The sequence below is a fragment of the Flavobacterium tistrianum genome (assembly GCF_003254545.1).
GTDB classification, from domain to species: Bacteria; Bacteroidota; Bacteroidia; order Flavobacteriales; family Flavobacteriaceae; genus Flavobacterium; species Flavobacterium tistrianum.
The window spans coordinates 180,479-200,864 of record NZ_QJRH01000064.1 but is presented as its reverse complement, the minus strand read 5'-3'; the positions used below and the strand labels follow the sequence as shown (position 1 = coordinate 200,864).

The following is a 20,386-nucleotide window of genomic DNA, read 5'->3' as shown; positions in this document are numbered from 1 at the left end:
AAATTTATAATTAATCGTGATTCTCAATTTGTTTGTAAGCATCGATTACCTTTTTAACCAATCGGTGACGAACAATATCTTTATCATCTAGATAAATAATTCCGATGCCTTCAATGTCTTTTAGAACCAAAAGCGCTTCTTTAAGACCAGAAATTGTTCTTCGTGGCAAATCGACCTGACCTGGATCTCCAGTAATCATGAATTTGGCATTTTTTCCCATACGGGTCAAGAACATTTTCATTTGTGAGTGAGTTGTATTCTGAGCCTCGTCAAGAATTACAAAAGCATTATCAAGGGTACGTCCGCGCATGAAGGCTAATGGTGCAATCTGAATGATTCCTTTTAGAATATAATCTTCCAGTTTTTCGTTCGGAATCATATCTCGCAATGCATCATAAAGTGGTTGCATATAAGGATCGAGTTTTTCTTTCATATCACCTGGCAAGAACCCTAAGTTCTCTCCTGCTTCAACTGCAGGACGCGTCAAGATGATTCTTTTTACTTCTTTATCCTTCAGCATTTTTACAGCCATTGCGACTCCCGTGTACGTTTTTCCTGTTCCGGCAGGACCTACTGCAAAAACCATATCGTTCTTTTTGACAGTATCAACCAGCAATTGCTGATTTGGAGTCATTGCTTTCACAATCTTACCGCCAACACCATGAACTAAGATTTTATCATGATCGTAAGCTCTTTTTTCTTCCTGACCATCACTCATAATTACACGCTCAATTACATTATCGTCAATATTATTGTAACGTGTAAAGTGAAGCATTAATCTTTGAAATCTTTTTTCGAATTCGTCTAAAACTTCTTTTTCGCCAAATGCTTTTAAAGTTGTCCCTCGCGCTACGATTTTAAGCTTTGGGTAGTACTTTTTAATTATTTCTAAATGGCTGTCTTGCGCGCCCCAAAACTCTTTTGGAGCAATGTCTACTAGCTCGATTATTCTTTCGTTCAAATGAAGTAGTTTTAAATTAAAAATTCCTTTTAATATTTAGTGGTTGTCGGGTCTTTTTTATTAGTCGCAGTAATCAGTCGCAGTCTCAGTTTATGCAAATAATCTTAAAACTTTGTTTCTGAATATTGTAACTTGCAAAAACTTTAAAAATCACAATTTGTCTTTTCTTTCTTTCAATTTGTGTTTACTATTATTAGCTTTGCATTTCTCAAATTTAATGAAAATTAGATTTAAATACTATCAATAGTTATAAACAAAAATATGTCAATAATTACCCTTACTACAGACTACGGCTTGAAAGATCACTTTGTGGGGTCGCTGAAGGGTAAAATACTTTCTGAAAATCCAGAGGTTCAAATCATTGACATATCTCATGACATTGATCCCTTTAATACTGCCGAAGCAAGTTACATTATTGGCGCAGCTTATATGAGCTTCCCAAAAGGCACTGTTCACCTTATTGGTGTCGATGTTGAACGCAATAAAGAGAACCAACATATTGCTATGCAGTGGAACGATCACTATTTTATTTGCGCCGATAACGGAATCTTAAGCATGCTGACGCAGAAAATCGTTCCTCAAAAGATTGTGGCCATTAATATTCACGATCGTTTCCCAATTGAAGCTACAGATTTGGATATTTTTATTCAAGTCGCTTCTCACTTATCAAAAGGTGGTTTATTGAATGTAATTGGAAAAGAAATTCAATCTATTAAGGAAGCGACAGAACTTCAAGCTCTGGTTGCTGATGACGGAAATTCTATAAAAGGAAACATCATTTACATCGATCATTTTGGAAACGTTGTAACTAATATTTCTAAAAAACAATTCTTAGAAATCTCACGCGGACGTCCGTATGAAATTGTTATGAAACCTAAAAACATCAAAACGATTCTTCCTAATTATTCGGCAATTGCCACTTCAGACAAATATCCGATTAAAACCTATGAAGGAGAAAAACTGGCCATTTTTAATGAAGCGGGTTTTCTTGAAATTGCTATTTTCAGAAGCAATCCTTCTAAAGTGGGTTCTGCAAATAGTTTATTGGGATTGAATTATCGTGATGTGATTACGATTAAGTTTTCTTAAATATTTTTTAGATTTTAGTTTTTTTTTAGCTCGCAGATTTTGCTGATTGAGCAGATTTGCGTTAGTTTTCATGATAAATATAGCCCGTGGTTTCAACCACGGGAACACAACGCATATCTCTTAACGTTTCCCGTGGTTGAAACCACGGGCTATGTTTGAAAATACTGTGAAAATAAAATTTAAAAATCGACATTTATAATATTTCATTTTTTATTTAAAACAATAATCTATTTTGGTATTTTTGCGCACCTGTAAGACTTTAGGTGATTCTAAAAAATCTAAAATCAACAGTCTAAAATCTAAAATAATAACATGTTTGTTCGAATAGTAAAAATGAGTTTTCACGAAGAAAAAATTCCTGATTTTCTGGAGAATTTTGAATCGGTGAAAGAGAAAATACGAAATGCAGAAGGAAATCGTTTTTTAGAATTGTACCAGGATAAAAATGACAAATGCATCTTTTTCACTTACAGTTATTGGGAAACCGAAGAAGATTTAGAAAATTACCGAAATTCTGAACTGTTTAATACCGTTTGGGATTTTACAAAAAAACTATTCAATGCAAAAGCAGAAGCGTGGAGTGTTGATAAGCTTGTTAGTTTAAATTAGTTTCAAGTTTCAGGTTTCAAGTTATTTAACTGAATCTGAAAATTGTAACGATTTAACCGAAAAGCACGCAAAGCTATTATTTTAAGATACTTTTTAAAACGCTAAGTTCGCAAAGCGTTGCAAAAAAAAACTTTGCGAACTTAGCGTAAAACCTTGCGTCCTTTGCGTTTAAAAAACAAACACAAAGTAAAGCAGCTTGAAATGTGAAACATGAAACAAAAAAAATAATTAAACGTTATACATGAAATCAATCATTTTACGAGAAATAAAATCCTTTTTTGGTTCTCCTATTGGCTATTTGGTCATTGCGATTTTCTTAATCAGCAACGGACTATTTTTATGGGTATTTGAAGGAGATTATAATATCCTAAATACAGGTTATGCCGATTTAACACCTTTTTTCACATTGGCTCCTTGGATTTTAATTTTCTTAATTCCAGCCGTAACCATGAGAAGTTTCTCTGACGAAAAAAAACAAGGAACTTTAGAATTACTTCTAACAAAACCTTTATCAATCTGGGAAATCGTAAATGGTAAATTCTTTGGCTCATTTTTGCTGATTATTTTGGCTATTATTCCAACTTTAATTTACGTAAAAGTAATTTCAGATTTAGGTTCGCCAGAAGGCAATATCGATATGGGAAGCACAATTGGTTCTTATTTCGGATTATTATTTTTAATTGCTTCTTATTCTGCAATCGGAATCTTTACATCTACCCTTTCAGAAAATCAGATCGTTGCTTTTATTGTGGCCGTTTTTCTTTGCTTTTTCTTTTATTTTGGTTTTGAAGGTTTAGCTTCTTTAATTCCAGGATCAAACAATTTTATTTCGGTTTTAGGAATGCAGAATCATTTTAAAAGTATGAGCCGTGGTGTTATTGACACTCGCGATATCATCTACTTTTTAAGCATTGCCATTGCTTTTTTGTCTTTTACTGTTCACCAATTAAAATCTTTTAAAGTCTAATGAAACTATCTACAAAGCAAAATTTAAAGACATTAGGCATTACTATTTTCATTTTAGTCGTTCTAAATGTTCTTGGAACTCTATTTTTTCATCGTTTTGATTTAACTAAAGATAAACGTTATACACTGTCTCCGACTTCGTTAGGAATTGTAAAACAAGTTCAAAATCCGCTTTCTATAAAGATTTATATGGCTGGAGATCTTCCTGCCGATTTCAGACGTTTACAGCAGGAAACCAAACAATTATTGGAAGAATTTCAAGCTTATAATAGCAATATAGTTTTCGAATTTGTTGATCCGTTAGAAAATGAAGACGAAAGCGAGGAACTGACAAAATCACTTTTCCAGAAAGGATTAACTCCTGTAAACATTACTGTTGACGATAAAGGAAAACAATCGCAAGCAATGGTTTTTCCTTGGGCAGTTGCGGTTTACAACAACAAAGAAGTTAATATTCCTTTGTTGAAAAACATAATGGGAGCATCAACTACACAAAAAGTAATTGGATCTATTCAGCATTTAGAATATTCTATTGCTGACGCTATCAATAAAGTGACTAAAAACAAACAGAAAAAAGTTGCCATCATAAAAGGAAATGGTGAATTGAACGAAATTCATATTGCCAAAATGCTGATGCAGATTCGTGAAAGTTATTTTATTGGTCCTTTCACTTTAGATTCTGTGGCAAAAGATCCAAACGGAACTTTAAATGCGCTGAAAAAATATGATTTAGCCATTATTTCTAAACCAACAGAAAAATTCTCTGACGAAGAAAAAGAAGTTCTGGATCAGTTTATTATGAATGGCGGAAAAACGCTTTGGCTAATTGACCAAGTGGCTGCTGACATGGACAGTTTGTACAATGATATGGGGGCAACTTTGGCATATCCAAGAGATTTAAATCTAAATGATATGTTCTTCAAATACGGGTTCAGAATTAATCCTGATTTGATTAAAGATGAGCAAGGAAGTCCTATTAAATTAGCAACTGGCGAACAAGGAAGTGCAACACAATATCAGGATTTTATCTGGAAATTTGCTCCGCAGGTTTATCCAACAAGCCAGCATCCTATTGTTAAAAATCTGGGTGGAATTAGATTCGATTTTGCAAATCCAATTGATACTTTGAAAAACGGAATTAAGAAAACCGTATTATTACAATCTTCTCAATATTCTAAAACAATTGGTTCTCCTGTAGAAGTTAACCTGAACATGGTTACCGAAAAAACAACTCCACAGGATTATTTAAACAAAGGAAATAAACCCCTCGCTGTTTTGCTTGAAGGTTCATTTCATTCAGCTTTCGAAAATAGGATTCTGCCTTTCAAAGATAATTCTTTCACAGCACAAGGAAAACCAAACAAAATGATTGTAGTTGCTGACGGGGATATCGCAAGAAACCAGTTAGACAAAAATATGATGCCTGTAGAATTAGGTTACGATCAAAGAACTGGCCAATTGTATGACAACAAAGATTTCATCATGAATTGTATCAATTACCTTCTTGATGATACTGGACTTATTAACATTAGAAGTAAAGATGTTGAGTTGCCTTTATTGGACAAAGAAAAAGTATACGAAAGCTATACCTTTACACAATTCATAACTATCGGAGTTCCAATTCTAATTTTAACAGTTTTTGGGCTTGTATTTACTTTTGTAAGAAAGAGAAAATACAGCAAATAGATGTTAATAAAAAAATGTAATACTTTGGATAGTTTAAGATATATTTGTAATCCTTATATTTAGAAAATAAAACAGATGAAATTTATAGTATCGAGTTCATACTTATTAAAACAATTACAAGTTTTAGGTAGTGTAATCAATAGTAATAATACGTTGCCTATTTTAGACAACTTTTTATTTGAACTAAACAACAATGAGTTGACCGTTTCGGCTTCAGATCTTGAAACGACAATGTCGGCTACATTATCGATCGATTCTACAAGCAAAGGAAGTGTAGCAGTTCCTGCAAAACTTTTGCTTGAAATTTTAAAAACTTTTCCAGAGCAGCCGTTAACTTTTACTGTTGAAGACAACAACACAGTAGAGATTAGCTCTAATTCTGGTAAATATGCATTGGCTTATGCTGCAGGAGAAGAATTCCCTAAAGCAGTAAGTCTTGAAGATCCATCTGTAACTCTTGTTCCTGCAGAAGTTTTAGCAACTGCGGTAAGCAAAACTATTTTCGCAGCTGGAAACGATGATCTACGTCCAGTAATGTCTGGAGTATTCTTCCAGTTTTCACCAGAAGGATTAATTTTCGTAGCTACAGATGCTCATAAATTGGTAAAATATTCACGTACAGATGTAAAAGCGTCTCAAGTTGCCGATTTTATCATGCCTAAAAAACCTTTGAACATTTTAAAAAGTATTTTAGGAACTTCTGATGCTGAAGTAAAAATTGAATACAACGATTCAAATGCGACTTTCTCATTTGACAATTATATCTTAATGTGTCGTTTAATTGATGGAAAATACCCAAATTACGAAGCGGTAATTCCAAAAGAAAATCCAAACAAATTAATGATTGACCGTTCTTTATTCTTAAGTTCAGTTAAACGTGTTGCGATTTTCTCTAACAAGACTACACACCAAATTCGTTTAAAAATTGCTGGAGCAGAATTAAACGTTTCTGCGGAAGACATCGATTACTCAAACAAAGCAGAAGAAAGATTGACTTGTGATTATCAAGGTGATGATTTACAAATTGGTTTCAACTCTCGTTTCTTGACTGAGATGTTGACAAACCTACAATCAGACATGATTATGCTTGAAATGTCTTTACCAAACAGAGCTGGAATTTTAACTCCAGTTGATGGTTTAGAAGAAGGAGAAACAGTTACTATGTTGGTAATGCCTGTAATGTTAAATAGTTAACATTAAAGTTTCTTTCTGTTACAGGGATATTTTTTAGTTTTAAATAAAAGATCTATCATTGTAAAAAAAAAAAAAGATATCGCTATTAACCAACCATTTTTTATACCTAGAAACCGCAATTCCCATAAAGAGTTGCGGTTTTTTATTTGAGTTTTTTTGTTTCAGGTTTCAGGTTTCAAGTTGCTTTACTTTGTGTTGATTTTAACGCAAAGATCGCAAGGTATTTAAATATGCTTAAATCTACAGTAAACGCAAAGATCGCAAAGCTTTATGTAAAACTTTGCGACTACGCGACTTTGCGAGATTATCTCATCCAGCTTAAAAAAAACTTTGCGAACTTTGCGTAAACCTTTATGTGCTTTGCGGTAAGAAAAACATAAAGCATATCAACTTGAAACATGAAACCTGAAACAACAAATTTCCGTATCTTTGTAATATGAAAATAGAAATTTGGTCGGACATCATGTGTCCGTTTTGTTATATCGGAAAAAGACAATTGGAAACAGCACTTGCTGTATTTCCTAATGATAATTTTGAAATTGAATGGAAAAGCTTTCAGCTTGATCCGACAATTACTTCAGAACCTGGGATGGACGTTTATACGTTCTTAGCAGAAAGAAAAGGAATATCGATTGAACAATCTAAAGAAATGCACAAAGGCGTCACAGAACGCGCTAAAGGCGTTGGTTTAGATTATAACTTTGACAAAGCTGTTATCTCAAATTCTTTAAACGCGCATAGAATTATTCAATTGGCTAAAACCAAAAATATGGGCGATAGAATGGAAGAAATTTTCTTTAAAGCTTATTTTACTGACGGAAGAGATTTAAACAACGGTCCAACGCTAATAGAATTAGGAGTTCAGGCTGGTTTAGAAGAAAAAGAAATCAGAGAAGTTCTTGAAAGCGATTCTTTATTCTTAAAAGAAGTTGAGTCAGATATCAAAGAAGCCGCTGAAATTGGTGTTCAAGGAGTTCCTTTCTTTGTTTTTGATCGCAAATATGCTGTTTCGGGTGCTCAGCCTGTAGAAACATTTGTTAAAACAATTCAAGAGGTTCTAAAGTAAAAATAAACTTTATATAACCTAAAAGCGTGCTGTTTACATTTAAACAGCACGCTTTTATTATTTAGTCTTTCAATAAACTAAAAATTAATGACCAGCTCTACCTTTTGTATCGTTAGATTTTGTAGTGCTTTTTCCTCTAGAACCAGAAGTTGATTTTTGAGTTTTTCCAGAATCTTTCATTCCAGATTTCGAATCTTTTCTTGAAGTTTCCATAATGTTATAATTTTTTAAATTATTAATATGTACAAAGTTGCAAAATACGTAAGTCGTTATTTTACAGAATTATAATTGATTTTTACAAAATGGGAATTACCCCAAACCAAGTAGAGAAATAAATCATGTAAAAATAAAATCGAATCTTATAAACTTTTCAATCATCTAATTTTCAATTTTGTATAAATCACAATAGACATTTACTAATTTAAAATAGCAGCCATGAGAACAGATAAAGACAACAGAAAAACTGCAAAATTAAATAATTATAAATGCAGTAAGCCAGATCATGTTGATACAGCACATGAAAATGAAGCAATGGACGATGAATTTACTTCGGGACAAAACCCCGATAACAATTACAGAAAATATTGCAGTCATTTTGAAGATTCCTATGAAATTATAGAAAGCGGACTTAATCTGGCTGAAGATAATACTCCTTATCCTACTTATGACGATGCTAATCCTTATAACAGTTATAATCTAGATAACGAAGACGATAAATATAACTGCCCTCCTTACCGAAATTTTGAACATTAAAAATTCCTTAAAAATATGTCGCCAAAAAATGATCAGGAAGTTATGAATGAATACTTGTCTAATGAAAGAACTTTATTAGCATGGCTTCGCACGGGAATTGGAATAATGGTTTTTGGATTTGTAGCAGTAAAATTTTCATTATTTCTAAAACAGCTTCCAACAAAATATATAGCCGAAACTGTACCGCCAAACAGCAATTTCACCATCTATTTAGGCATAAGTCTACTTATTGCAGGCGCAATGACCATTCTGCTCTCTTATCTGCGTTATGCTCACACTATCAAACTATTAAAGAGAGGAAAGTATCAATATTCAACAGCAATGCTTACCTTTATTACAATGATGCTATTTGTATTAAGTATATCTCTTATAGCCTATCTAATCATCGCAGCAAGCGCATAGAACAATTATCTAATTGCTAAATTCTAATTATCTTATTAAAAAATGACTCCGCCATTATTACAATTTAACGATAAAGGAATTTACTGCCAACAGGCAGATGTTTATCTGGATCCGTGGCGGCCAGTTAAAAATGCCATTATCACACATGGACATTCTGATCATGCCAGATGGGGACATCAAAATTACATTACACATTATTCGAATATTCCCATTATAAAACATCGTTTAGGAGAAATTAATGTTTCAGGAAAAAATTGGAATGAAACTTTTACGATAAACGGAGTGAAATTTTCTTTTCATCCTGCGGGTCATATTATTGGATCTGCGCAAATAAGAGTAGAATACAAAGGCGAAATCTGGGTTTTTACCGGTGATTACAAAACCGAAGATGACGGAATTTCTGTTCCGTACGAAGTGGTAAAATGTCATTCTTTTATCACCGAATGCACTTTCGGACTTCCAGCTTTTAAATGGGAACCGCAAGCAGATGTCATGACTGAAATTAATAATTGGTGGACTGAGAATCGTGCAGAAGGAAAAACATCTGTATTATTTGGATATTCTTTAGGAAAAGCGCAACGATTATTAAAAAATTTAGACACAAGCATCGGTCAAATTTACACACATGGCGCAATTGAAAATATAACCAATATTGTCCGGCCAATGATTGATTTGCCTCCAACCATAAGAATAACTTCCGAAACAAAAAAAGAAGATTTATTAGGCAATATTGTAATTGCTCCGCCAAGCGCACACGGAAGCACTTGGATTAGAAAAATGACTCCTTTTGTAACAGGAACAGCAAGCGGCTGGATGGCTTTTAGAGGAGCAAGACGAAGACGTGCCGTCGACCGCGGATTTGTCTTAAGCGATCACTGCGATTGGACAGGTTTATTGGAAAGCATAAAAGCCACAGGCGCAGAAAAAGTAATCTGTACTCACGGCTATTCAGATATATTCTCGAGATATCTAAGAGAATTAGGTTACGACGCCAGAACCGCAAACACACAATACGAAGGAGAAACGAATGACGTAATTAATGATGAATTGTAAATGGTTACTTATTAATGACAAATTCATAACTCATAATTCATAATTCAAAACTAGAATGAAAAACTTTGCCGAGCTTATAAAAACCTTAGATAGTTCTAATAAAACATCGGTAAAAGTTGATGCGCTGACTAATTATTTTCTAAAAGCAAGCGACGAAGATAAAGTCTGGACAATTGCCATTCTTTCGCACCGTCGCCCTCCCCGACCAGTTAATACTACTTTATTGCGCTTATGGGCAAACGAATTGGCTAATATTCCACTTTGGCTTTTTGAAGAAAGTTATCATATCGTGGGTGATTTGGCAGAAACAATTGCGCTGGTTATTCCTACCACAAAAGAACACTCCGATAAAAGTTTGACTGAATTTCTACAAGAAATTATTGCTTTAAAAAAGAAAACTGATTTTGAGAAAAAAGAATACTTACAAACCAATTGGCTCAATTTAAATTATTACGAAAGATTCGTTTTCACTAAATTAATAACAGGTAGTTTCAGAATTGGCTTAAGTCAGAAGTTAATGACACGCGCACTTTCAAAAGCCGAAAATATTGACGAAGATACATTGGCTTATAAATTAATGGGCGATTGGAATCCGAATACGATTACGTTTCAAGAATTGATTTTGGATGAAAAAAGTAGCGATTATTTATCGAAACCTTATCCGTTTTATTTGGCTTATCCAATTGAAGGAGAATTAGAAAATCTTGGAAATCCAGAAGATTGGAGCGCTGAACATAAATGGGACGGAATCCGTTCTCAAACCATTATTCGTGATAATGAAATTTACGTCTGGAGCCGTGGCGAAGAATTGGTAACCGATAAATATCCTGAATTTCAAACTTTCATCGGAAATATTCCAGACGGAACTGTTATTGATGGTGAAATTCTTCCTTATATAGACAATCAAATTGGAACATTTAACGATTTGCAAACCCGAATTGGTCGCAAAAATGTATCCGCTTCGGTTTTAAAAAATACGCCTGTAATTATTAAAGCTTACGATTTATTGGAATGGCAGGGAAATGATATTCGGAATCTTCCGTATGAAGAACGTCGTACTTTATTAGAAGAACTATTTACCACTTTAATTGGCAAAGAAATTCCGTTACAGCTTTCAGAGCGAATCAATTTTTCGACTTGGGAAGATGTCACAAACGAAAGATTAAAATCTCGTGAAATGAGAAGCGAAGGTTTGATGCTGAAACGAAAAAACTCTCCCTATTTAGTAGGCAGAAAAAAAGGCGATTGGTGGAAATGGAAAATAGAACCTCTAACCATAGATGCTGTCCTCACCTACGCCATGCGCGGACACGGAAGAAGATCCAATCTCTTTACCGATTATACTTTTGCCCTTTGGCAGGAAAATGAAAACAAGGAACGCGAACTCGTCACTTTCGCGAAAGCGTATTCTGGTTTAACCGATGCAGAATTTAGAATGGTAGATGATTTTATTAAAAAAAATACTTTAGAGCGATTTGGCCCAGTGAGAAGTGTTACGCCGAAATTGGTTTTTGAAATTGGTTTTGAAGGAATTGCGCTTTCCAAAAGACATAAAAGCGGAGTTGCAACTCGCTTTCCGCGAATTTTAAGGTGGCGACACGACAAAAAAATTGAAGATGCCAATTCGATAGAAGATTTAAAAAATATGATTTCATAATGAACAGAGAGCAGTTATTTACCGTTGCCAATAATTGGTTTGAAAGTCAGGGATGGAAACCTTTTCCGTTTCAGACGCAAACGTGGACTGCTTTTCTGCAAGGCAAAAATGGCTTGTTAAATGCTCCAACAGGAAGCGGGAAAACCTATGCGCTTTGGCTTCCCATTATTTTAAACTACATCAAAGAAAATCCGAATTACAGGACGAAACACAATTCAGGATTAAAAGCGATTTGGATTACGCCTCTGCGTTCTTTATCTGTCGAAATAAAACAAGCTGCAGAGCGAGTTTTGACAGATTTAGACATTCCTATGACGGTTGGAATTCGTTCTGGAGATACTTCTTCTTCAGAAAGAGCTAAGCAAAAAGGAAAAATGCCAGATCTGCTGATTACAACTCCCGAAAGTTTGCAATTGCTTTTGGTAACAAAAGGTTATGCAAGTATTTTTAAAAATTGCAGTTCAATTGTAATTGACGAATGGCATGAATTACTTGGAACAAAAAGAGGGGTTCAAGTAGAATTAGGTTTATCAAGATTGAAAACCATTGCCAAAAACATTCGAATTTGGGGAATTTCAGCCACAATTGGAAATTTACAGCAAGCGCAGGAAGTTTTACTTGGAGTAGATTCTGAAGCGTATCATAATTCTGTTTTAATCAAAGCTGTCATTAACAAAAAGATAAAAGTCGTTTCGATTATCCCAGAAAAAATGGATACGTATCCATGGCGCGGACACATGGGATTGCATCTAATTGATGAAGCAGCAAAAATTATAAAAGCCAGTAAAACGACACTTATTTTTACCAATGTTCGTTCGGCTTGCGAAATCTGGTATCAGAGATTATTAGAAAAATATCCTGAATTCGCAGGGGAAATGGCCATGCATCACGGAAGTATTGACAGAGAAACCAGACTTTGGGTAGAAAATGCCATTCGGAATGAAGAATTAAAAGTCGTGGTCTGCACTTCGAGTTTAGATTTGGGTGTTGACTTTGCTCCTGTCGAATCGATTATTCAAGTTGGAGGACCAAAAGGCGTTGCCCGTTTTATGCAGCGCGCCGGACGAAGCGGGCATCAGCCCGGAAAGGAAAGTGTTATTTATTTCCTTGCTACTCACGCCATTGAATTAATAGAAGCTTCTGCTTTGAAAAAAGCTGTTGAAAACAGCGTTATAGAAGATCGCGTTCCGTATTTAAACAGCTGGGATGTTTTGGTTCAATACCTTAATACGTTGGCCGTTTCTGATGGATTTTATCCAAATGAAATTTTCAAAGAAATTCAAGGAACTTTTAGTTATCAAACCATTACAACTGAAAACTGGAATTGGATTTTAAATTTCATTACTCAAGGCAGTCAAAGTCTTCATGCGTATGACGAATTTAAAAAAGTTGAAATTGATGAAAACGGCTGTTACAAAATAAACAGCAGAATGATTGCCATGCATCATAGAATGCAGATTGGAACTATTGTTGGTGATGCTGTGATGAATGTCAAATATGTCAGTGGCGGTTATATCGGAACGATTGAAGAGTGGTTTATTTCAAAACTAAAACCTGGCGATACTTTTATTTTTGCTGGTAAAAAACTGGAATTATTCAAAATCAGGAATATGCAGGTTTTGGTTAAAAAAGCGAGTCCGAAGAAAGAATCTAAAATTGCAAGCTGGATGGGCGGACGTTTGGCTTTATCTTCCCAAATGAGCGAATTGCTTCGAAAAGAATTATATCGTGCCAATACCGATAATCTTTCGCCAGAATTAAAAGCTTTACAGCCTTTATTCAAAAGACAACGAAAAGAGTCTATTGTGCCAAGTTCAGATGAATTTTTAATCGAAACTTTTAAGACCAGAGAAGGATTTCATGCTATTTTTTATCCGTTTGAAGGACGTTTTGTGCATGAAGCTTTAGCCAGTTTATTGGCATTCAGAATTAGTTTATTGCAATCCATCACCTTTTCTTTGGCGTATAATGATTATGGTTTTGAATTGCTTTCGGATCAGGAAATAGATATAGAAGCCGTTTTAGACAATAATTTATTCTCAACGGAATATGTGCATCATGATTTGCAGAAAAGTCTAAATTCAACCGAAATGGCTCGAAGAAAGTTTAGAGATATAGCAGTAATTTCGGGATTAGTCTTTACCGGTTTTCCAGGAAAAATGGTTAAAACAAAACATTTGCAAAGCGGTTCGCAGTTGCTGTTTGAAGTTTTCAGAGATTTTGAACCCGATAATTTATTATTGCATCAAGCGTATCGCGAAACCTTTGAACATCAGCTGGAAGAAGGACGTTTAATTTTAGCTTTAGAAAGAATTGCAAATCAAAAAATTGTTTGGAAACAATGTTTGAAACCAACTCCTTTTAGTTTTCCAATTATCACCGATCGATTAAGAGAAAAACTTTCGAGCGAAACTCTAGCTGAAAGAATCCAGAAAATGACTGCGTCTTACATGAAATAATATTTATGAATATTCAAATACAAAACGAAAACTTTATACTTCATCCAAGCGGCGCTGTTTTTTGGGAAAGAAAAAAAACGATTATTATTTCTGATGTGCATTTAGGAAAAGTGACACATTTTAGAAAACATGGAATCGCAGTTCCGCAAAGTGCCGTTTCAGAAAATTTTAGGAAGATCACCGAAATTTTGGATTATTTTGAACCCGAAAAAATCATTTTTTTAGGCGATTTATTTCACAGTTCAAAAAATAAAGAATGGGATTTGTTTGAAGAATGGATTTCCAATCATAATCAAGAAACATATTTAGTTGCAGGAAATCATGATATAATAGATCAGAAACATTATTATGAAATTGGAATTCTTGTTGTTGATTCTCTAGAAATTGACCATTTTCTGTTTACGCATCATCCCACAGAAAAAGAAGATTTTTTCAATTTTTCTGGACATATTCATCCAGGAATAATTTTACGCGGATTAGGGCTTCAAAGTTTAAAACTGAAATGTTTTTTCCAGAAAAAGAACCAAATGATACTACCTGCTTTTGGAGAATTTACAGGAAAATTTATTATGAAACCTGAATCAGAGCATACTGTTTTTGCGATAGCAGGAGATGAAATTATTTTGATAAATAAAAACAATTAAAATCATGTAATATTACCACCAACAAACGTTTAAAACAATCCGCTTAAAGTATAATCTAAAATCCTATAGGTTTTAAAAACCTGTCGGATTTAGCAACATAATTAAATTTGAATTGCCTCCAGCTTTAGCTGGAGGTTAAATGATTTGCAATACAGAAGGCTTTAGCCAAATCGCAATTTTGGCTAAAGCCTTTTTAATAATTTAATTTAAAATCCTCCAGCTAAAGCTGGAGGCAATTCAAGATTTAAAAACATTTAAATTAAAAAACCCAGTAAAACTAAATTTACTGGGTTTTCATGTTTAATCTAAATTGCAATCAGAAATTAAACATTATTGTTCATCGTTATTCATGGCAGACATCAATAAAGTGTAAGCATTTTTTATGACCACTTTTGAAGAACTAGAAATAGCATCAGAGATAATCTGATTATAGCCTTCGTTTTTAACTCCAGATTTCACTTCTACCATTTGAAACTGGTTATTGCCAAGTTCTGTAAATACATAAAATTTGCCTTCCCAACGCACAACGGCATCTTCTGGAACGGTTAATGCCTTTTGGTTTTCAATTTCAACTTCTGCATTTACAAACAAACCTGGCAGTAAAGCCGGATTATATGTATTTACTTTACAGATAATTTCAGCCGCACGATCTCCATTTAAACTTTGATTGATAAACGCAATTTTAGCTCCGTATTTCTTAGTGTCAGAAGCATTTGCATAAACCGTCACGTTCTGCCCAATCGAAAGAGAAGTAACATCTTTTTCGAATGCGTTTAAAGTTAAAACAATGTCTTTTTTATCGATTAGTTCAAAAAGCATATCAGTCGGATTTACATATTTTCCGATGTTGACATTTACTTTGGAAACCAAACCATTAATAGGCGAAATGACTTTTATGGTTTTGCTAATAGTATTTACATTTAATGTTTTAGCATTAATTCCTAATAAATTTAATTTTTGTTCTAACGAAGACATTGTAATTCGTTGAGTTCTCATTTCGGTAGTAATCTGCTCTAAAACCTTATCGCTTGCCGCTTTGTTTAAATTCAATTCTTTCTGTCTTCTATGTTCATTTTGAGCCAATTCAAACTTCTCTTTTGCCATAAGATAATCCTGTTGTAGTTCGATAAACTGCATATCTTCTAAAACAGCCAAAATCTGACCTTTTTGAACATTCATACCCGCAATAAGATTTGTGCTTTTTACATAACCTCCCAGCGGAATACTAATACTTATCACACTTTTTGGAGGAACCGTTACAGTTCCTTGAAGCTGTAAAATCTCTTTGACATTTTTTATAGTCGGATTACCGCTTTCTAGTCCAGCGTTTTTTACTTGTTCAGGACTTAATTTGATAATATCAATGCTTTTATTTTCAGCACTTTTAGTTTCCTCATTTTTCTTATTTCCGCAAGAAATTAGAAATATAGCGCCTATAAACGCTGCAATATATTTTTTCATTTTAGATGTTATTTAGATTTTGAAGTGTCACGACTGCTTTATTATAAGCATTCAACGCATCCAGATATTCACTTTTAATTGTAATGGCCTGATTTACTACTAAAACCCATTGCAAATAGTCAATATCTCCGTTTTGCAATTGACTGCTTGAAGCTTCGATAATCGTTTGAGCATTTTTCAATCCGTCCGTTTCATAATACGCCAAGCTTTCTTCGTATTTTTTGAGTTCTCGATCAGCGTTTTCAATATTAGTTTTTACTTCAATTTTCAAAGCTTCAGACAGCTCCGCATAACTTTCATACTCTGCTTTTGCGGCTCTTTTTCGTTCTGACTGACTTGTAAAAAAAATAGGGATTGAAAGTCCAGCATTTACATAATTAAATCTTTGTGAACTATCATAATAAACTTCTTGACCTGAAGTATTAGTTTGAGTTCCAATAATGCTTAAATTATTATAACCTAAAGTAATTTCAGGAAGCATTTTGGCACTTTCAGTTTTCCATCTCCATTTGGCAGATTCCGATTCAAATTGCGAACGTTGAACAGAAGGAAGATTTTCTGTCTTTAAATTTTCGATTGATGTACGATTTAAAACCGCTTTTAGTTTTTGCTTTTTAGGAGTATGTTCAACTTTATCTTGAAGAATGGCATTAAACGAATTTAAAGCAATTTCGATATCTCTGTTTACCATTACCAATTGATTGCTGTAAAACTGTCTGGCAGATTGCGAAGCGCTTTTTTCTAAAACATTGGCTTCACCTGCTTTAAATCTTAAATCTGATTTCTTTTCCATAATTCTATAAATGGAATCAGCGTAAACCAAAAGTTCTTTTTTGCTTTGAAGCCATAAATAGTCATAATAAACATTTCTGACTCTGGTTTTAATTTCCTGAGAAGTCAGCTGCACTTCAGCTTTTGCTTTATTAAAATCAGCTTGAAATGCTTTTTTCTGATTGCTGTAAACGGTAGGAAACGCAAAAGTCTGACTGATGCCAAATCTCGTGTCTTTCTGTGCGCTGTTAAACTGTCCGTAATCGGCATCGATTTGCGTCTGCGGAAGATTATATCCCGTCTTTTGCAAATGGCTTTTAGACTGTTCGTTTAATTTAGCCGATTTAATCGTTCTGTTATTCTGAATCGCAATTGAAATTGATTCGTCAAGCGAAATTGGTAATTCTTGCGCTTTTGCCACATTACCAATAAAAAGAATGCTCAATAAAATAGTTAGATTATTCATGTGTTTTTTTCTTTTTTTAGAAAATCCTTTTGCGTGGTAGGTCATTAAATAAATGGCTGGAAGTACGAAAAGTGTTAAAAGAGTTGCTGTAACCAATCCACCGATAACAACCGTCGCTAAAGGACGTTGCACTTCTGCTCCTGCACCATTACTTAAAGCCATTGGAAGAAATCCTAGCGAAGCCACAGCCGCTGTCATTAAAACGGGACGCAATCTGTTTTTGGTTCCTAAAAGGATTATATCAAAAGGATTTGTGATTTCTCCGTGTTTTTGAATTCGGTTAAATTCGGATATTAATACGATTCCGTTTAGCACTGCAACACCAAAAAGGGCTATAAACCCAACTCCAGCCGAAATACTAAAAGGCATATCTCGCAAGAATAAAGCAAACACACCTCCAATCGCAGAAAGCGGAATGGCTGTAAAAATGATAATTCCTTCCTTAAACGATCTGAAAGCAAAATAAAGCAAGACGAAAATCATCAATAAAGCGACAGGAACTGCAACTCCCAATCTGGCTTTTGCCTGTTGAAGATTCTCAAAAGCTCCGCCATAAGTGATATAATAGCCTGGATCAAATTTGATTTGCTGATTTACTTTTTTCTGCAATTCTTCTACAATTGACTGCACGTCTCTACCTCGAACATTAAAGCCAACAATGATTCTTCTTTTGGCATTTTCTCTCTGAATCTGATTTGGCCCTTCCACTTCATCTACTTTAGCGACTTGATAAAGCGGAATCTGCATTCCTGATGGTGTTGCAATCAACAGATTTCTAACGTCTTCAATGCCTTTTCTTCCGTTGTCTTCTACACGAATTACCATGTCAAAACGCTTTTCACCTTCGTAAATACTTCCAGCAACAGCACCTGCAAAAGCGGCGTTAATCGTTGCATTCACATCAGCAACACGCAAACCGTATTTCGCCATTTCTGCCCAATTGTAATCAATTACGATTTGAGGCATTCCTGTTACTTTTTCTACATAAAGATCGGCTGCACCTTCAACTGTTTTGCTAATGTTTCCAAGTTTTTCGGCATATTCTGAAAGCTTCTGAAGATCTTCTCCGTAAATTTTACAAACCAAATCTTGTTTAGCACCAGTCATTAATTCGTTAAAACGCATTTGAACAGGAAATTGAAACCCTGTAGTAACTCCAGGCGCAATTCGTTTAACGGTTTTAGTCATTTTATCTGCTAGTTCAGGAAACGAAGAAGCGCTTGTCCATTCTGATTTGTCTTTTAAAACAATAATCATATCTCCACCTTCAATTGGCATCGGATCGGTTGGAATTTCGGCACTTCCAATTCTGGAAACTACTTGCTGAACTTCTGGATATTCTTTCTTTAATTCTTTAGAAATTTTAGTGATTGTTTCTGTTGTTGTAGAAAGATTCGTTCCTAAAAGCAGACGAGTTTCTACTGCAAAATCTCCTTCTTCCAATTGCGGAATAAATTCTCCTCCCATTCTTCCAAACAATAAAACTGCAATTCCAAAAAGTACAAATGCTCCAATAACAATTGATTTTCTAATGCTTAAAGCTTTTCTAAGCCAACCTTCGTAACCATTTTCTAATCTTTCCATAACTCGGTCAGAAAGATTCTTTTTATGGCTGATTTTTTTGCTTAAAAATAAAGCGCTAACCATTGGCACATAAGTCAATGACAAAATGAAAGCTCCTAAAATGGCAAAAGCAACGGTTTGCGCCATTGGTTTGAACATTTTACCTTCTATTCCTTGCAGAGAAAGAATTGGCAAATACACAATCAGAATGATAATTTGTCCAAAGACTGCTGCATTCATCATACGTGCGGCAGATCCTGTCACTTCTTTATCCATTTCTTCTTGCGAAATAGAATCTATTGCTTTGTATTTTTTTGAACTATGAAGATGATGAAGAATGGCTTCTACGATAATAACGGCTCCGTCTACAATTAATCCGAAATCTAATGCACCGAGACTCATTAAATTTCCGCTTACGCCAAAAGTATTCATCATAATAATAGCAAAAAGCATGGCTAATGGAATAACTGAAGCTACAATAAAACCGGCTCTTAGATTTCCAAGAAATAAAACCAGAATCAGAACCACGATTAAAGCTCCTTCAATTAAGTTTTTTTCTACCGTTCCAATGGCGTTGTCTACCATTTTGGTTCGGTCTAGAAAAGGTTCAATTTTTAAACCTTCGGGAAGGATTTTTTCAATTTCGGCAATTTTGTCTTTTACATTGACAATAACGTTATTCGCGTTTTCGCCTTTCAGCATCATCACGATTCCTCCAACAGATTCTCCGTATTCGTCTGTTGTTAATGCACCGTAACGAATTGCTGAAGAAATTTTGACATCGGCAACGTCCTTTACTAAAATTGGAAGTCCGCTTTGCGTGCTTTTAACTACAATATTTTCAATATCTTCAATACTTTTAGCTAAACCTGTACTTCTAATATAGGAAACTGTTGGGCCTTTCTCAATATAAGCTCCGCCAGTGTTTTCGTTACTGCTGTTTAGAGCTGTAAAAACTTCGCTGATGGTTAGATTTTGAGCTTTCAATCTTGCAGGATTTACGGCAATTTCATACTGCTTTAATTTTCCTCCAAAAGTAGATACATCGGCGATTCCAGCAGTACCCAAAAGCTGTCTTCTAATTGTCCAATCTTGGATTGTTCTTAAATCTTCTAAAGAATATTTTTCTTCAAACCCTGGTTTTGGCTTTAAAACATATTGGTAAATTTCTCCTAAACCAGTGGTTACTGGAGCCATTTCTGGCCTGTTAGCATTTCGGTCTATTTCTACTTGCTGCAGTCTTTCTGTAATTTGCTGTCTGGCCCAATACACATCGGCATCGTCTTCAAAAACAACACTTACTAATGAAAGTCCGAAACGAGAAATACTTCTGCTTTCTTTAAGATGCGGAATATTGCTAATAGCTTGTTCAATTGGGAAAGTGATCAACCTTTCTACATCTTCAGCTCCAAGAGAAGGCGCTGTCGTAATAATTTGTACCTGATTGTTTGTGATGTCGGGTACGGCATCAATTGGCAATTGGGTAACCTCGTACACGCCGTAGATAATCCACAACAGTGTAAAGATTCCAATTGCCAGTTTGTTCTTAACTGAGAACTGAATTACTTTATTAAGCATACTATATT

General features: G+C 34.5%; 16 protein-coding genes. 12 read left to right on the top strand and 4 right to left on the bottom strand.

The genetic code is table 11. The features are described 5' to 3' along the window. Positions 1–10: 10 nt before the first annotated feature. Positions 11–961 carry a PhoH family protein gene (locus DMB71_RS06895; RefSeq protein ID WP_111364801.1) on the bottom strand — a complete coding sequence of 317 codons (951 nt, stop codon included), beginning with the start codon at positions 959–961 and terminating at the stop codon, positions 11–13. 261 nt (positions 962–1,222) lie between these two features. Between DMB71_RS06895 and DMB71_RS06890 the strand changes: the two genes are divergently transcribed. The 6 genes from DMB71_RS06890 to DMB71_RS06865 all read left to right on the top strand — a co-directional run bounded on the left by DMB71_RS06890 (position 1,223) and on the right by DMB71_RS06865 (position 7,571). Continuing rightward, a complete protein-coding gene (locus tag DMB71_RS06890; protein ID WP_111364799.1) occupies positions 1,223–2,050 on the top strand; it encodes an SAM hydrolase/SAM-dependent halogenase family protein in 828 nt (275 codons plus the stop codon). 312 nt (positions 2,051–2,362) lie between these two features. Next, entirely contained in the window at positions 2,363–2,659 is a 297-nt protein-coding gene (locus tag DMB71_RS06885) for a putative quinol monooxygenase (RefSeq protein ID WP_111364798.1), read from the top strand. Between the two features lie 241 nt (positions 2,660–2,900). Next, complete coding sequence (gene gldF, locus DMB71_RS06880) at positions 2,901–3,626, top strand: gliding motility-associated ABC transporter permease subunit GldF (RefSeq protein ID WP_111364796.1); 726 nt, start codon at positions 2,901–2,903, stop codon at positions 3,624–3,626. Next, complete coding sequence (gene gldG / locus DMB71_RS06875; RefSeq protein WP_111364794.1) at positions 3,626–5,311, top strand: gliding motility-associated ABC transporter substrate-binding protein GldG; 1,686 nt, start codon at positions 3,626–3,628, stop codon at positions 5,309–5,311. Before gldF ends, gldG begins: the two co-directional genes overlap by 1 nt. A gap of 75 nt (positions 5,312–5,386) precedes the next feature. Next, positions 5,387–6,505 (top strand): DNA polymerase III subunit beta, encoded by a 1,119-nt coding sequence (dnaN, locus tag DMB71_RS06870; protein ID WP_111364793.1) that lies wholly within the window; start codon positions 5,387–5,389, stop codon positions 6,503–6,505. Positions 6,506–6,941: 436 nt separating this feature from the next. After that, positions 6,942–7,571, top strand: coding sequence for a DsbA family oxidoreductase (locus DMB71_RS06865; protein WP_111364791.1), 630 nt, complete (start codon positions 6,942–6,944; stop codon positions 7,569–7,571). 84 nt (positions 7,572–7,655) lie between these two features. Here DMB71_RS06865 and DMB71_RS22235 read toward each other — a convergent pair whose 3' ends face one another. Next, a complete protein-coding gene (locus tag DMB71_RS22235) occupies positions 7,656–7,784 on the bottom strand; it encodes a hypothetical protein (protein ID WP_262510408.1) in 129 nt (42 codons plus the stop codon). A 222-nt stretch (positions 7,785–8,006) separates the two neighbouring features. On the opposite strand from DMB71_RS22235, the gene DMB71_RS06860 reads away from it, so the two are divergent. Genes DMB71_RS06860 through pdeM form a run of 6 tightly spaced genes read left to right on the top strand, consistent with a single transcriptional unit; the run spans position 8,007 to position 14,539 of the window. Continuing rightward, a complete protein-coding gene (locus tag DMB71_RS06860) occupies positions 8,007–8,324 on the top strand; it encodes a hypothetical protein (protein WP_111364790.1) in 318 nt (105 codons plus the stop codon). A 15-nt stretch (positions 8,325–8,339) separates the two neighbouring features. Further along, on the top strand, positions 8,340–8,726 hold the full coding sequence (locus tag DMB71_RS06855) for a YidH family protein (protein WP_111364789.1): 387 nt from the start codon (positions 8,340–8,342) through the stop codon (positions 8,724–8,726). 42 nt (positions 8,727–8,768) lie between these two features. After that, positions 8,769–9,779, top strand: a complete 1,011-nt coding sequence (locus DMB71_RS06850) for a ligase-associated DNA damage response exonuclease (protein ID WP_111364787.1) — start codon at positions 8,769–8,771, stop codon at positions 9,777–9,779. A gap of 55 nt (positions 9,780–9,834) precedes the next feature. Beyond that, positions 9,835–11,436: an ATP-dependent DNA ligase gene (locus tag DMB71_RS06845; protein ID WP_111364786.1), complete on the top strand. Its 1,602-nt coding sequence runs from the start codon at positions 9,835–9,837 to the stop codon at positions 11,434–11,436. Next, complete coding sequence (locus DMB71_RS06840; RefSeq protein WP_111364784.1) at positions 11,436–13,895, top strand: ligase-associated DNA damage response DEXH box helicase; 2,460 nt, start codon at positions 11,436–11,438, stop codon at positions 13,893–13,895. The genes DMB71_RS06845 and DMB71_RS06840 overlap by 1 nt, the downstream gene beginning before the upstream one ends. 5 nt (positions 13,896–13,900) lie before the next feature. Continuing rightward, positions 13,901–14,539, top strand: coding sequence for a ligase-associated DNA damage response endonuclease PdeM (gene pdeM / locus DMB71_RS06835; protein ID WP_111364782.1), 639 nt, complete (start codon positions 13,901–13,903; stop codon positions 14,537–14,539). Between the two features lie 330 nt (positions 14,540–14,869). On the opposite strand, the gene DMB71_RS06830 is transcribed toward pdeM, so the two are convergent. Together DMB71_RS06830 and DMB71_RS06825 are read right to left on the bottom strand one after the other, a co-directional pair. After that, entirely contained in the window at positions 14,870–16,000 is a 1,131-nt protein-coding gene (locus DMB71_RS06830; protein WP_111364781.1) for an efflux RND transporter periplasmic adaptor subunit, read from the bottom strand. 1 nt (position 16,001) lies between these two features. Beyond that, positions 16,002–20,378 carry a CusA/CzcA family heavy metal efflux RND transporter gene (locus tag DMB71_RS06825; RefSeq protein WP_111364779.1) on the bottom strand — a complete coding sequence of 1,459 codons (4,377 nt, stop codon included), beginning with the start codon at positions 20,376–20,378 and terminating at the stop codon, positions 16,002–16,004. Positions 20,379–20,386 lie beyond the last annotated feature (8 nt).